This window comes from Streptomyces sp. R11 (assembly GCF_041051905.1).
GTDB lineage: Bacteria > Actinomycetota > Actinomycetes > Streptomycetales > Streptomycetaceae > Streptomyces.
Window position 1 is genome coordinate 5,462,824 of the sequence record NZ_CP163432.1, and the last position, 14,044, is coordinate 5,476,867.

Here is a 14,044-nt window from a genome sequence, read left to right on the forward strand (position 1 = left end):
ATGGCATACGGACAGAAGATCCTTAAGGGCGACGCCTACAAGCGCGCCGCGATCAAGCGCCGCCACATCCGGATCCGTAAGCACATCAACGGAACGGCGGAGCGTCCGCGTCTGGTCGTTACCCGCTCGAACCGCCACATCGTGGCCCAGGTGATCGACGACATCAAGGGTCACACCCTTGCGTCGGCGTCCACCCTGGACACCACGATTCGCGGTGGCGAGGGCGACAAGTCCGCGCAGGCCAAGCAGGTCGGCGCCCTGGTCGCCGAGCGCGCCAAGGCCGCCGGTGTCGAGGCTGTCGTATTCGACCGTGGTGGCAACCAGTACGCCGGGCGCATTGCTGCCCTGGCGGACGCCGCCCGCGAAGCCGGGCTCAAGTTCTGAGCCGCTTCCGTAGCTAGCGGAAACAGAGAGAGGTAATTCCAATGGCTGGACCCCAGCGCCGCGGTGGCGGTGCCGGTGGCGGCGAGCGGCGGGACCGGAAGGGCCGTGACGGCGGCGCAGCTGCCGCCGAGAAGACCGCTTACGTTGAGCGCGTTGTCGCGATCAACCGTGTCGCCAAGGTTGTGAAGGGTGGTCGTCGCTTCAGCTTCACCGCGCTGGTCGTGGTGGGCGACGGTGACGGCACCGTAGGTGTCGGTTACGGCAAGGCCAAGGAGGTGCCGGCCGCCATCGCCAAGGGTGTTGAGGAGGCCAAGAAGCACTTCTTCAAGGTCCCCCGTATCCAGGGCACCATCCCGCACCCGATCCAGGGTGAGAAGGCTGCCGGCGTCGTACTGCTCAAGCCCGCGTCGCCCGGTACCGGTGTTATCGCCGGTGGTCCGGTGCGTGCCGTGCTCGAGTGCGCCGGTATCCACGACATCCTGTCGAAGTCGCTCGGCTCCGACAACGCGATCAACATCGTGCACGCGACCGTGGAGGCCCTGAAGGGCCTGCAGCGTCCCGAGGAGGTCGCGGCCCGCCGCGGTCTGCCGCTCGAGGACGTCGCCCCCGCGGCTCTCCTTCGTGCGCGTGCCGGGGCGGGTGCGTAATCATGGCGCAGCTCAAGATTACGCAGGTCAAGTCCTACATCGGCAGCAAGCAGAACCACCGTGACACCCTGCGCTCCCTTGGTCTCAAGGGGATCAACACGCAGGTCGTCAAGGAGGACCGCCCCGAGTTCCGCGGCATGGTGCACACCGTCCGCCACCTCGTGACGGTCGAGGAGGTCGACTGATCATGGCGGAGAACAACCCGCTCAAGATCCACAACCTCCGTCCCGCCCCGGGCGCCAAGACCGCCAAGACCCGTGTGGGTCGTGGTGAGGCGTCGAAGGGTAAGACGGCCGGTCGTGGTACCAAGGGTACGAAGGCTCGTTACCAGGTTCCGGAGCGCTTCGAGGGTGGGCAGATGCCCCTCCACATGCGCCTTCCGAAGCTGAAGGGCTTCAAGAACCCGTTCAAGACCGAGTTCCAGGTCGTGAACCTCGACAAGCTGGCCGCGCTCTACCCCGAGGGTGGCGAGGTCACGGTCGAAGGCCTGGTGGCAAAGGGTGCCGTTCGCAAGAACAGCCTCGTCAAGGTCCTCGGCCAGGGTGAGATCTCCGTGGCGCTGCAGGTGACGGTCGACGCCGTCTCCGGCTCCGCCAAGGAGAAGATCACCGCCGCCGGCGGCAGCGTCACCGAGCTCGTCTGAATCCATCAGGCGTCTCGATGACTTGAGCGATCCCGACCGGGGATACCCCACAAATGGGGTATCCCCGGTTGGTCGTTCCAAGGGGGGCGGTCCCGCGGGTAAGGTGGCCTGCACTGCCCACTTTTACGGAGTGCTTCTTGTGGGGCACTCTGAGCGGCAGTTGACCGTTAGCTAAGTCGTTCCTATTAGTCGAACCTCAAGACCGTCACCCTTGACGCAGTAGCGCGGGGGTCGCAGGAGGCACCGTGCTCACCGCGTTCGCCCGGGCGTTCAAGACGCCCGACCTGCGCAAGAAGCTGCTCTTCACGCTCGGCATCATTGTGATCTTCCGGGTCGGTACCCACATTCCGATTCCCGGCGTCGATTACCGGGCCGTACAGGTCTGTATCGACCAGGCGGACGCCAACCAGGGCCTTTTCGGTCTGGTCAACATGTTCAGTGGCGGCGCGCTGCTTCAGATCACGATCTTCGCGCTCGGCATCATGCCGTACATCACGGCGAGCATCATCCTGCAGCTGCTGACCGTCGTGATTCCGCGCCTGGAAGCCTTGAAGAAGGAAGGCCAGGCCGGTACGGCGAAGATCACGCAGTACACCCGGTACCTGACGGTGGCGCTCGCCGTGCTGCAGGGCACCGGCCTGGTGGCCACCGCCCGCAGTGGTGCGCTCTTCCAGAACTGCCAGGTCGCCAACCAGATCGTGCCGGACCGCTCGATCTTCACCACCATCGTGATGGTCATCACCATGACCGCCGGTACGGCCATGGTCATGTGGCTCGGTGAGCTGATCACCGACCGCGGTATCGGCAACGGCATGTCGATCCTGATGTTCATCTCGATCGCCGCGACCTTCCCGTCCGCGCTGTGGGCCATCAAGAAGCAGGGCTCCCTGGCCGACGGCTGGATCGAGTTCGGCACCGTGGTTGCCGTGGGTCTCGTCATGATCGGCCTGGTGGTCTTCGTCGAGCAGGCTCAGCGCCGAATCCCCGTCCAGTACGCGAAGCGCATGATCGGCCGCCGGTCCTACGGCGGCACTTCGACGTACATTCCGCTGAAGGTCAACCAGGCGGGCATCATCCCTGTGATCTTTGCCTCGTCCCTGCTCTACATCCCGGCACTGATCGCGCAGTTCGCCGGTGGGAACGCCGGCTGGAAGACCTGGATCGAGCAGAACCTCGCGCTCACGGACGCTCCGCTGCACGTCACGCTGTACTTCTTCCTGATTATCTTCTTCGCGTTCTTCTACGTGGCCATCTCGTTCAACCCCGAGGAAGTCGCGGACAACATGAAGAAGTATGGTGGCTTCATCCCGGGCATCCGGGCTGGCCGACCGACCGCTGAGTACCTTTCGTACGTACTCAACCGGATCACTTGGCCGGGCTCGCTGTACTTGGGTCTGATCGCTCTCGTGCCGACGATGGCGTTGGCTGGTTTCGGGGCAAACCAGAACTTCCCGTTCGGCGGGACCAGCATCCTGATCATCGTGGGTGTCGGTCTCGAAACGGTGAAGCAGATCGAGAGCCAGCTCCAGCAGCGCAATTACGAAGGGTTCCTCCGCTGATGCGTATCGTCCTCGTCGGGCCGCCGGGCGCCGGTAAGGGAACGCAGGCTGCGTTCCTCGCCAAGAACCTGTCGATCCCGCACATCTCCACGGGCGACCTGTTCCGCGCCAACATCAGCCAGCAGACGGAGCTCGGGAAGCTCGCGAAGTCCTACATGGACGCGGGCAACCTGGTGCCGGACGAGGTCACCATCGGGATGGCCAAGGACCGCATGGAGAAGCCGGACGCCGAGGGTGGCTTCCTGCTGGACGGCTTCCCGCGCAATGTGTCCCAGGCCGAGGCGCTCGACGAGATGCTCCAGTCCGAGAGCATGAAGCTGGACGCCGTCCTGGACCTCGAGGTCCCCGAGGAAGAGGTCGTCAAGCGGATCGCCGGGCGGCGGATCTGCCGCAAGGACTCCAGCCACGTCTTCCACGTGACGTACAGCAAGCCGAAGAAGGAGGGCGTCTGCGACGCCTGCGGCGGCGAGCTGTACCAGCGGGACGACGACTCGGAGGAGACGGTCCGCAAGCGCCTCGAGGTCTACCACACGCAGACCGAGCCGATCATCGACTACTACAAGACGCAGGGACTGGTCGTCACCATCTCCGCTCTTGGCAAGGTCGAAGAGGTCACGGCGCGCGCCATGGAGGCGCTCCAGCGTGACGGGGACGGCAAGTAGCAGGCGTTCCTGGCTCGTGTACGTAGCTCAGGCCGCGGCTCCCTGTGAGGGGGCCGCGGCTGCTGCGTGGGGTGGGGTGCGCAGGCTCCGCCCGTATGGTTGAAGAAGTCCCCTCTATTCAGTCCAGGAAGGCCCCCGTCCCCATGGTGCAGATCAAGAGCCCCGAGCAGATCGCCAAGATGCGTGAGGCGGGGCTGGTCGTTGCCGCCATTCACGCGGCCACGCGCGAGGCCGCGGTACCGGGGGCCAGTACCAAGGATCTGGACGAGGTCGCCCGCAAGGTGCTCGCGGAGCACGGTGCCAAGTCGAACTTCCTCGGCTACGGCGGCTTCCCGGCGACCATCTGCACCTCCGTGAACGACGTCGTCGTCCACGGCATCCCGTCCGAGGACGTCGTCCTCAAGGACGGCGACATCATCTCCATCGACTGCGGCGCGATCATCGACGGCTGGCACGGCGACGCCGCCTACACCGCCTTCGTGGGCTCCGGTCACGCTCCGGAGCTGATCGAGCTTTCCCGGGTGACCGAGGAGTCGATGTGGGCCGGCATCGCGGCCATGAAGCAGGGGAACCGTCTCGTCGACGTCTCCCGTGCCATCGAGACGTACATCCGCCGGCAGCCGAAGCCGGGCGGCGGGCGCTACGGGATCATCGAGGACTACGGCGGCCACGGCATCGGCACCGAGATGCACATGGACCCGCACCTGCTGAACTACGTCGAGCGCCGGCGGGGGAAGGGTCCGAAGCTGGTCCCGGGCTTCTGCCTCGCGATCGAGCCGATGGTCTCGCTGGGCACCGCGAAGACGGAGGTCCTGTCCGACGACTGGACCGTGATCACCACCGACGGCACCTGGTCGTCCCACTGGGAGCACTCGGTTGCGCTGACCGAAGCGGGGCCGCTGGTGCTCACGTCTCCCGACGGCGGCAAGGCGAAGCTCGCCGAGTACGGCATCGTCGCTGCGCCGGATCCGTCGGCCTGAGTCTTCGCCGTAACTTCCCGGCGCTTAATGATCTGCCCGCCGGGGCAGACTTCCCCGATTCGTCTTTCCGGGTGCGCTGACGTAGACTGACTCGTCGGCTCTTGTGCACCCGCATGTCTGCATGCACCCGTAAGGGAAAGCGCAGGGGTCGATCAAGGTAGTCGATTCCGAAGGGCGAAGCGTGGCCAAGAAGCAAGGTGCCATCGAGATCGAGGGCACTGTCGTCGAGTCTCTGCCGAACGCCATGTTCAAGGTCGAGCTCCAGAACGGCCACCAGGTCCTGGCACACATCAGCGGCAAGATGCGCATGCACTACATCCGCATCCTCCCTGACGACCGGGTCGTGGTGGAGTTGTCTCCGTACGACCTGACCCGTGGCCGGATCGTCTACCGCTACAAGTAGATCTTGCCCGCGCCCCGGGCTTCCCGAGGCGATGGCACTGACCCGGAGAACCTCACCAATGAAGGTCAAGCCGAGCGTCAAGAAGATCTGCGACAAGTGCAGGGTGATCCGCCGTCACGGTCGGGTCATGGTCATCTGCGAGAACCCGCGCCACAAGCAGCGCCAGGGCTGACGCACGATCGTCCACTCCCTCTGCAACGACATCGCAGAGATTCGCGCGACGCGAGCTGAATATGTTCATACGCAGGACCCAGGCGAAACTTCGCCTGACACCCCCGGTTCGGAGGCCGGGGACCCAGTTCGTACCTGGTACGGCGGCTGGGATTCGGTTCTGTGGAAGACCTCCGAAGATCACCAGGAGCCATTGAATGGCACGCGTTTCCGGTGTTGACATCCCGCGCGAAAAGCGCGTGGAGGTCGCCCTCACCTACGTGTTCGGCATCGGCCGGACCCTTTCGCAGCTGACGCTGGCGGAGACGGGCATCGACCCGAACACCCGTGTTCGTGACCTGAGCGAAGAGCAGCTCGTCGCGATCCGCGAGTACGTCGACAACAACATCAAGACCGAGGGTGACCTCCGTCGCGAGATCCAGGCCGACATCCGCCGCAAGGTCGAGATCGGCTGCTACCAGGGTCTGCGTCACCGCCGTGGCCTGCCCGTCCGCGGTCAGCGCACCAGCACCAACGCCCGCACCCGCAAGGGCCCGCGTCGCGCCATCGCCGGCAAGAAGAAGCCGGGCAAGAAGTAGTCCTCAGCGGACAACGCTTCATCAGCGGTCTTCGCTGTAGGACCGACCACCTCCCCGTAGGAGTTAACAGATGCCCCCCAAGGGACGTCAGGGCGCCGTCAAGAAGGTGCGCCGCAAGGAAAAGAAGAACGTCGCTCACGGCCACGCGCACATCAAGAGCACGTTCAACAACACCATCGTTTCGATCACGGACCCGTCCGGCAACGTGATCTCCTGGGCCTCCGCCGGCCACGTCGGCTTCAAGGGCTCCCGGAAGTCCACGCCGTTCGCCGCGCAGATGGCCGCCGAGTCGGCTGCCCGCCGCGCCCAGGAGCACGGCATGCGCAAGGTCGACGTGTTCGTCAAGGGCCCGGGCTCCGGTCGTGAGACCGCGATCCGCTCCCTGCAGGCCACGGGTCTCGAGGTCGGCTCCATCCAGGACGTCACCCCGACCCCGCACAACGGCTGCCGCCCGCCGAAGCGCCGCCGCGTCTGAGGCACGGTTCGCTTGAGGTTTCGGGCGGTACGACTCCGTAAGGGGTTGTATCGCCCGTACCCTTGCACTACCCGCACTCTTCACGGGTGCGGTTTCCGTCGGACGTCAAATAGCGGGCGTCCACGAAAGAAGGATCTGATCCACACATGCTGATTGCTCAGCGTCCCTCGTTGACCGAAGAGGTCGTCGACGAATTCCGCTCCCGGTTCGTGATCGAGCCGCTGGAGCCGGGCTTCGGTTACACCCTCGGCAACTCCCTGCGCCGGACCCTCCTGTCCTCGATCCCGGGTGCGGCGGTCACGTCCATCCGCATCGACGGCGTGCTGCACGAGTTCACCACCGTGCCGGGCGTCAAGGAGGACGTCACCGACCTGATCCTCAACATCAAGCAGCTGGTCGTCTCCTCGGAGCACGACGAGCCGGTCGTGATGTACCTGCGCAAGCAGGGTCCGGGTCTGGTCACCGCCGCCGACATCGCGCCCCCGGCCGGTGTCGAGGTGCACAACCCCGATCTCGTCCTCGCCACGCTCAACGGCAAGGGCAAGCTGGAGATGGAGCTCACGGTCGAGCGTGGCCGCGGTTACGTCTCCGCCGTGCAGAACAAGCAGGTGGGCCAGGAGATCGGCCGTATCCCGGTCGACTCCATCTACTCGCCGGTTCTGAAGGTCACGTACAAGGTCGAGGCCACGCGTGTCGAGCAGCGCACCGACTTCGACAAGCTGATCGTCGACGTCGAGACCAAGCAGGCGATGCGTCCGCGTGACGCCATGGCCTCCGCCGGTAAGACCCTGGTCGAGCTGTTCGGTCTCGCCCGCGAGCTGAACATCGACGCCGAGGGCATCGACATGGGTCCGTCCCCGACGGACGCCGCGCTCGCCGCTGATCTGGCGCTGCCGATCGAGGAGCTGGAGCTCACCGTTCGGTCGTACAACTGCCTCAAGCGCGAGGGCATCCACTCGGTGGGTGAGCTCGTGGCTCGTTCCGAGGCCGACCTGCTCGACATCCGCAACTTCGGTGCGAAGTCGATCGACGAGGTCAAGGCGAAGCTGGCCGGCATGGGCCTGGCGCTCAAGGACAGCCCGCCCGGATTCGACCCGACCGCTGCCGCGGACGCCTTCGGCGCGGACGACGACGCAGACGCCGGGTTCGTCGAGACCGAGCAGTACTAAGAGCTCGGGCCCGACGGTCCGTTTTCGGGTGCGGGTGCGCTGTGCTTGATCGCGCAGTTCCCCGCGCCCCTTCCGGAAGCGTCCCTTCGGGGCTGCTTCCGGATCTCCGACAGGCGACCGCCTGCTCGGATACTGACCTCGGTACCTGACACGGCCGGGGCAGACACACAGGAGAGACAAATGCCGAAGCCCACCAAGGGTGCCCGTCTGGGCGGCAGTGCCGCGCACGAGAAGCTGCTCCTCGCGAACCTCGCGAAGGCGCTCTTCGAGCACGGCCGTATCACCACCACCGAGGCGAAGGCCCGCCGTCTGCGGCCGTACGCCGAGCGTCTGGTCACCAAGGCCAAGAAGGGCGACCTTCACAACCGCCGCCAGGTGCTGCAGGTCATCACGGACAAGAGCATCGTGCACACGCTCTTCACCGAGATCGGCCCGCGCTACGAGAACCGTCCGGGTGGCTACACCCGTATCACCAAGATCGGTAACCGCCGTGGCGACAACGCGCCCATGGCCGTCATCGAGCTGGTCGAGGCGCTGACGGTTGCTCAGGAGGCCACGGGCGAGGCCGAGGCGGCGACGAAGCGCGCTGCCAAGGACGCCGAGGTCAAGGTCGACACGACCAAGGCCGACGAGGCTGCCGCCGAGGAGTCGAAGGACGCCTAAGCGTCTGCCGGGGGCTGTTCGGTTTGCGGCCGCGGCGCCGTCGTGGCCGGTCGCGCAGTTCCCCGCGCCCCTTTAGGCGATTGCGGGCCCGTTCCTTTCGAGGAGCGGGCCCGCTCTTGTGTTCCTGAGAGGATCTCCGTGTGAGTGATGAAGTAGCGCCCGGGTACGTCCGTGTACGCCTCGACCTGTCCTATGACGGCACCGAGTTCTCCGGCTGGGCCAAGCAGGCCGGTGGGCGGCGGACCGTGCAGGGGGAGATCGAGGATGCCCTGCGGACCGTCACGCGGTCGGGCGGGACGACGTACGAACTGACCGTGGCGGGGCGTACCGACGCCGGGGTGCACGCTCGGGGGCAGGTGGCGCATGTCGATCTGCCGGAGGCGGTCTGGCGGGAGCACCACGAGAAGCTGCTCAAGCGGCTTGCCGGGCGGCTGTCCAAGGACGTGCGGGTGTGGGCGCTGCGGGAGGCGCCCAGTGGGTTCAACGCGCGGTTCTCGGCGGTCTGGCGGCGCTATGCGTATCGCGTCACCGACAATCCCGGGGGTGTCGACCCGCTGCTGCGCAGCCACGTCCTCTGGCACGACTGGCCTCTCGACGTCGACGCCATGAACGAGGCCGCCGGGCGGCTCCTCGGCGAGCACGACTTCGCCGCCTACTGCAAGAAGCGGGAGGGGGCGACCACCATTCGGACGCTCCAGGAACTGAGCCTCGTGCGGGGGAACGACGGGATCGTCACCGCGACCGTTCGGGCCGACGCCTTCTGCCACAACATGGTGCGGTCGCTGATCGGGGCGCTGCTGTTCGTGGGGGACGGGCACCGGCCCGCCGACTGGCCCGGCAAGGTGCTTGCCGCCGGTGTCAGGGACTCCGCCGTGCATGTCGTACGGCCGCACGGGCTCACCCTCGAAGAGGTGGGGTATCCGGCGGACGAGTTGCTGGCGGCGCGGAGCAAGGAGGCGCGGAACCGGCGATTCCTGCCCGGGACGTCCGGATGCGAAACCTGTTAGTTACCTGACATTTGAGGTCAGATAGCGCTCATGTCAGGACTTACCGGGCGTAAGCCCTCTTGGTGCCCCTTACAACCCCCTTACCTCTCGTATATCTTTTCATCGCTCAACTAGTTGTTCGAGCTGCTCGGCCGTTGTTCGAGAAATCGACATGGGGAAGGCCGAGTAGGGGTGGGGGTCATACGGGCCGTATCCGGGCCCGGGGGTGGGTTTCTTCATGAGTTCAGTTGGTCCTGCGCGGACCGGGGGGCGGCGCAGCACGCGCCAGAACGGCAACGGTGGCGGACGGCGGAAGGCCGGGCGGGGTGACGGTGCCCCGCTGGGGCTGCTGCCGCTGCCGCCGACGGACAAGGAGAAGTACTCCTACACACGCCGGCGCCTGTGGATCCTGACGATCAGCTCGCTGATCAGCTTCTGCTGCCTGGTGGTGAGCCAGTTCAAGCTGGCCGCCTCCACGCCGCTGCTGTGGATCTACACGCCGCTGCTGGTCTTCACGGTCCTGTACTACCTGGTGTCGTTGCGGGTGAACGGTTTCACCCGGGACTTCGACATCGCGTACCACAAGCGGCTGGTGCACAACTGGCGGCCCGAGGTGTACCCGAGCGTCGACGTGTTCCTGCCGGTGTGCGGTGAGCCCATCGAGGTGCTGCACAACACCTGGCGGCATGTGCGGGACATGGCCGACCGGTATCCCGGCGTCTGCGTCCCGTTCGTGCTCGACGACGGTGCCAGTCCTGAGCTGGCCGCCATGGCCCGGGATTTCGGGTTCCGCTACGGCACCCGGGAGAACCGGGGCTGGTTCAAGAAGGCCGGCAACCTGCACTTCGGGTTCGGGCAGTCCGACGGCCAGTACATCCTGATCCTGGACGCCGACTTCACGCCACGCGCCGACCTGCTCCAGGAGCTGCTGCCGTACATGGAGGCGGACCCGCGCATCGGGATCGTCCAGTCGCCGCAGTACTTCCGGGTGTTGGACTCGCAGAACTGGATCGAGCGCGGCGCGGGCGCGGTGCAGGAGCTGTTCTACCGGTCCGTGCAGGTCTCCCGGCAGGGCAGCGACGGCGCCATCTGCGTGGGCAGCTGTGCGGTGTACCGGCGGGCCGCGCTGGAGACCAACGGCGGTACGACGCTGATCGAGCACTCCGAGGACGTGCACACCGGCTTCGACCTGCGGGGCCTGGGCTGGGATCTGCGCTATGTGCCGATCGCCGTGTCCACGGGCGTGTGCCCGGACACCGCGGGCGCCTTCTTCAACCAGCAGTACCGCTGGTGCTCGGGTTCGATGAGCCTGCTCGGCAGCCGGAAGTTCTGGCAGGCGAAGATCAGGTTCTCCAGCCGCCTGTGTTACATGTCCGGCTTCTTCTACTACATCCACACGGCGCTGTTCACCTTTGCCGCCCCCGTCATCCCGATCGTGCTGCTGATCGTGATGCCGGAGAAACTCATGGTCGAGCACCTGGTTCTGGTGCTGCCCAGCATCATCTACACCACGGTCATCTTCCCGATGTGGCACACGGCCCCCTACCGCCTGGAGGCCTGGGCGGCCCGCCTGATGTACGGCTGGGCCCACGTGTTCGCCATCTGGGACATCCTCCGCAAGAACCGCATGGGCTGGCAGCCCACCGGCTCCTCCGGCGCCAAGAAGAACAAGACGCGGCGCTTCTGGATCGGCATGTGGGTCTGGAGCGGCGGCACCGCGCTGATCTGGGTCGTGGGGGCGGTCTACCGGTCGTTCACCATGGACGCCCCGGACTTCGCCCTGATCCTGTCCTCCGGCCTCTTCTACGCCCTCGTCGTGGGCCGTGTCCTGGTCCAGCCCCGCGAGAAGGCGGTGGCCTGATGCAGCTGTTCACCCGCACGCGTACGACCCTGGCGGCCGCGCTGCTCAGCGGTGTGCTCGCCCTCAGCGGCTGCTCGGTGCTCGGCGAGGAGTCGGGCGGTTCCTCGCAGAGCAGCGAGCAGGGCAAGGCCGGTGCCGACTCGGCGGCGAGCCCCGAGACCGACGTGCCCTACGACGTCGTACCGCTGCTGAAGCCGGACAAGAAGTATTTCGGCGCCGCTGTGGACGGCGCGCCGACCTCCATGAAGGGCGTCGACACGTACACGGAGATGGTCGGCAAGCAGCCGAACCTCATCGAGTACTACGCCGCCTGGGGCGACGGCTTCGACGCCACCGGTGTGCGCAACGCCTGGCGTGAGGGCGCCATGACGCTGATGTCGTGGGAACCCTTCGACACGCCGATCGCCGACATCGCGGCCGGCGAGTCGGACGCGTACATCAAGGAGTACGCGACCGCCGTCCGCAAGCTGAACCTGCCCGTCGTGATCTCCTTCGCCGACGAGTTCAACGGCCACTGGGAGAAGTGGGGCACGAAGGACGTGACCCCGAAGGACTACGTGGCCGCCTGGCGGCAGATCCACGAGACCTTCATCGACGTCGGCGCCTCGAACGTCATCTGGGCCTGGTCGCCCAACATCGTCAACCCGGTCAAGAGCGTGAAGCTCAAGCCGTACTACCCGGGCGACGCCTACGTCGACTGGGTCGGCCTCATCGGCTACTGGACGATCGAGGAGGACAACGCCTTCGACAGCGTCTTCGGGGCGACCCGGGACCAGGTCCGCACCTTCACCAAGAAGCCGATGATCCTGCTGGAGACCGCCGCGATGGCGGGTGAGCGGCGGCGTGCCGACATCCGCAACCTGTTCGCGGGCGTGACGGCGGACGACGACATGATCGGTTTCATCTGGTTCAACCACAAAAAGCGTGCCGACTGGCGACTGGAGGCGAGCCCGCTGGCGCTGACGGAGTTCAAGCGCCTGGCCGCCGACGACAGCTTCGGCTTCGACGTACGGAAGCCGTGATGACCTCCCGAAACGATCATTACACGCCTCAGCCCTACGATCCGTACGCCGAGGACGAGTCGGCCTCCAACTGGTTCAACTCGAACGGGCAGCACTCCGCTCAGCAGGGCTACGGGTTCGCCGCCGACCAGTACGGGCACCAGCAGTACCAGGAGCCGTACCAGGAGCCGTACCCGGCACAGATCCCGCAGCAGCCGCACGGACAGCACGAGGACCAGCCGACGTACGCGCTGCGCACGGTCCAGTACCAGCAGGTGCCGGACGACGAGCCGGGGTACCACATCCCCGCGACGCCGGAGGCCGGCTGGGACATGGCGGGCAGCCGTCGGCGGGCTTGGGTGAGCCGGACCGTGCTGCTGTGCATCCTCCTCATCCAGGCGGCGCTGTCGCTGCGGCTGTCCAACACGGCGTTCCAGGACGAGGCCCTGTACATAGCGGCCGGGCACGCCGAGCTCGACCATCTGCTGAACGGCGCGCCGCTGCCCATCAACTACGCCGCCTACTTCTCCGGTTCGCCGCAGCTGTACCCGGTGCTCGTCGCGCTGGTCGACGGGCAGTTCGGGCTCACGGGGGCACGGTGTCTCAGCCTGCTGTTCATGCTGGCCACCACCGGGCTGCTGTACTCCTTCACCCGGCGGCTGTTCAACGAGCGTGCGGCGCTGGCCGCGGCGGCGCTGTTCGCGGTGCTCCAGTCGACCGTCGTCATGGGGTACTTCGCGACGTACGACGCGATGGCGGTGTTCCTGCTCGCGCTGGCGACCTGGATCGTGGTGCGCACCGACCGCGCGCCGATGATCGCCGTCCTGCTCGCCGCGCCCGTGGCGGTGCTCGCGGTCGGCGTGAAGTACGCGTCCGCGCTGTACCTGCCCACCATCTGTGTGCTCGCACTGCTCACCGCTTGGCCGCACAAGGGAGCAAAATCGTTCCTGCGGATGGTGCTGCTCGGCCTCGGCATCGGCGGTCTGCTGCTCGCGGGGATGTACACCACGGACCTGCTCGCCGGTGTCCAGCAGACCACCACCGACCGTGACCACGGCTCCGACAGCGCCGAGTTCCTGCTCCAGCGCTCGGCGGAGTGGGGCGGCCTGATGTTCCTGACCGCGGTCGGCGGCGCCGTCTCCTACGTACGGCGCAGCCGTATGAACGAGTCGCCCATCGCGCTGCGGCTGGGCAACCCGGGCTGGCGCTGGCGTGCCCTGCTCGGCCTGACGTTGTGCGGCACAGCCCTGCTCGCGCCCGCGTACCAGATCCAACTGGCCACCGTGGTCTCGCTGTTCAAGCACGTCGGCTTCGGTCTGCTGTTCGCCGCGCCGATGGCGGGCGTGGGCGTGACCCGTCTGGTGGGCGCTCACTTCCGCTACCCCCAGCTCGGGATCATGCTCTGGACGGCGGTGCTGTGCCTCGGCATCTCGCAGGCGGACTGGCGCTTCGGCGTCTGGCCCGACTCCTCGAAGATGATCAGGACCATCGACTCCCATGTGAACTCCAAGGGCCACTACCTCGCCTCGACGCCCGAAGTGCCCGTCTACTACCTGCGGGAGAAGACGACCCATCGCCAGTGGCAGGGCGTGTTCGCGCTGGAGTACACGGACGAGAAGGGCAAGTACCACACGGGCGACGACGCCTACCGCGCGGCGCTGCGCGAGGGCGAGTTCGACCTGATCGTCCTGGACGGGCTCACCAACCCGCGGGTCGACGACGTCGTCGCGGCCGCGGTCAAGGGGAACTCGCACTACCGGCTCCTCGGCAAGGTGCCCTTCAGCAACTCCAGCGGCACGGGCACGTACCGCATCTGGATCAAGACCTCCTGAGCTGTCGCCGCTCCACGGCAGAACGCTCCA

17 protein-coding genes are annotated in these 14,044 nt (G+C 66.5%); all 17 read left to right on the forward strand.

The annotated features are described in order from the left end of the window. The 17 genes from rplR to AB5J55_RS25530 all read left to right on the forward strand — a co-directional run bounded on the left by rplR (position 1) and on the right by AB5J55_RS25530 (position 14,014). Entirely contained in the window at positions 1-384 is a 384-nt protein-coding gene (rplR, locus tag AB5J55_RS25450) for a 50S ribosomal protein L18 (RefSeq protein ID WP_055622533.1), read from the forward strand. Positions 385-425: 41 nt separating this feature from the next. Further along, complete coding sequence (gene rpsE, locus AB5J55_RS25455; RefSeq protein ID WP_015658456.1) at positions 426-1,031, forward strand: 30S ribosomal protein S5; 606 nt, start codon at positions 426-428, stop codon at positions 1,029-1,031. 2 nt (positions 1,032-1,033) lie between these two features. Then, positions 1,034-1,216 (forward strand): 50S ribosomal protein L30, encoded by a 183-nt coding sequence (rpmD, locus tag AB5J55_RS25460; protein ID WP_003974250.1) that lies wholly within the window; start codon positions 1,034-1,036, stop codon positions 1,214-1,216. Between the two features lie 2 nt (positions 1,217-1,218). Continuing rightward, positions 1,219-1,674 (forward strand): 50S ribosomal protein L15, encoded by a 456-nt coding sequence (gene rplO, locus AB5J55_RS25465; protein WP_031141307.1) that lies wholly within the window; start codon positions 1,219-1,221, stop codon positions 1,672-1,674. A 245-nt stretch (positions 1,675-1,919) separates the two neighbouring features. After that, positions 1,920-3,233, forward strand: coding sequence for a preprotein translocase subunit SecY (gene secY, locus AB5J55_RS25470; RefSeq protein WP_369272861.1), 1,314 nt, complete (start codon positions 1,920-1,922; stop codon positions 3,231-3,233). Further along, a complete protein-coding gene (locus tag AB5J55_RS25475) occupies positions 3,233-3,895 on the forward strand; it encodes an adenylate kinase (RefSeq protein WP_369272862.1) in 663 nt (220 codons plus the stop codon). Before secY ends, AB5J55_RS25475 begins: the two co-directional genes overlap by 1 nt. 143 nt (positions 3,896-4,038) lie before the next feature. Beyond that, positions 4,039-4,875: a type I methionyl aminopeptidase gene (gene map / locus AB5J55_RS25480; protein ID WP_369272863.1), complete on the forward strand. Its 837-nt coding sequence runs from the start codon at positions 4,039-4,041 to the stop codon at positions 4,873-4,875. A 181-nt stretch (positions 4,876-5,056) separates the two neighbouring features. Further along, positions 5,057-5,278 carry a translation initiation factor IF-1 gene (infA, locus tag AB5J55_RS25485; protein ID WP_003948620.1) on the forward strand — a complete coding sequence of 74 codons (222 nt, stop codon included), beginning with the start codon at positions 5,057-5,059 and terminating at the stop codon, positions 5,276-5,278. Positions 5,279-5,336: 58 nt separating this feature from the next. After that, positions 5,337-5,450: a 50S ribosomal protein L36 gene (gene rpmJ / locus AB5J55_RS25490; RefSeq protein WP_003998809.1), complete on the forward strand. Its 114-nt coding sequence runs from the start codon at positions 5,337-5,339 to the stop codon at positions 5,448-5,450. A gap of 196 nt (positions 5,451-5,646) precedes the next feature. Further along, complete coding sequence (gene rpsM / locus AB5J55_RS25495) at positions 5,647-6,027, forward strand: 30S ribosomal protein S13 (protein WP_037680379.1); 381 nt, start codon at positions 5,647-5,649, stop codon at positions 6,025-6,027. Between the two features lie 70 nt (positions 6,028-6,097). Next, positions 6,098-6,502 carry a 30S ribosomal protein S11 gene (rpsK, locus tag AB5J55_RS25500; RefSeq protein ID WP_017949643.1) on the forward strand — a complete coding sequence of 135 codons (405 nt, stop codon included), beginning with the start codon at positions 6,098-6,100 and terminating at the stop codon, positions 6,500-6,502. A gap of 146 nt (positions 6,503-6,648) precedes the next feature. Further along, positions 6,649-7,671 (forward strand): DNA-directed RNA polymerase subunit alpha, encoded by a 1,023-nt coding sequence (locus tag AB5J55_RS25505; RefSeq protein WP_003966937.1) that lies wholly within the window; start codon positions 6,649-6,651, stop codon positions 7,669-7,671. A gap of 180 nt (positions 7,672-7,851) precedes the next feature. Beyond that, on the forward strand, positions 7,852-8,334 hold the full coding sequence (rplQ, locus tag AB5J55_RS25510) for a 50S ribosomal protein L17 (RefSeq protein ID WP_369272864.1): 483 nt from the start codon (positions 7,852-7,854) through the stop codon (positions 8,332-8,334). Between the two features lie 140 nt (positions 8,335-8,474). Next, the gene (gene truA / locus AB5J55_RS25515) at positions 8,475-9,341 is read left to right on the forward strand and encodes a tRNA pseudouridine(38-40) synthase TruA (protein ID WP_369272865.1); all 867 of its coding nucleotides are present in this window, start codon (positions 8,475-8,477) and stop codon (positions 9,339-9,341) included. Between the two features lie 424 nt (positions 9,342-9,765). Beyond that, positions 9,766-11,181, forward strand: a complete 1,416-nt coding sequence (locus tag AB5J55_RS25520; RefSeq protein ID WP_369276287.1) for a glycosyltransferase family 2 protein — start codon at positions 9,766-9,768, stop codon at positions 11,179-11,181. After that, on the forward strand, positions 11,181-12,203 hold the full coding sequence (locus AB5J55_RS25525) for a glycoside hydrolase family 26 protein (RefSeq protein ID WP_369272866.1): 1,023 nt from the start codon (positions 11,181-11,183) through the stop codon (positions 12,201-12,203). The genes AB5J55_RS25520 and AB5J55_RS25525 overlap by 1 nt, the downstream gene beginning before the upstream one ends. Further along, positions 12,203-14,014 (forward strand): ArnT family glycosyltransferase, encoded by a 1,812-nt coding sequence (locus AB5J55_RS25530; protein ID WP_369272867.1) that lies wholly within the window; start codon positions 12,203-12,205, stop codon positions 14,012-14,014. The genes AB5J55_RS25525 and AB5J55_RS25530 overlap by 1 nt, the downstream gene beginning before the upstream one ends. The last annotated feature ends 30 nt before the right edge of the window (positions 14,015-14,044 follow it).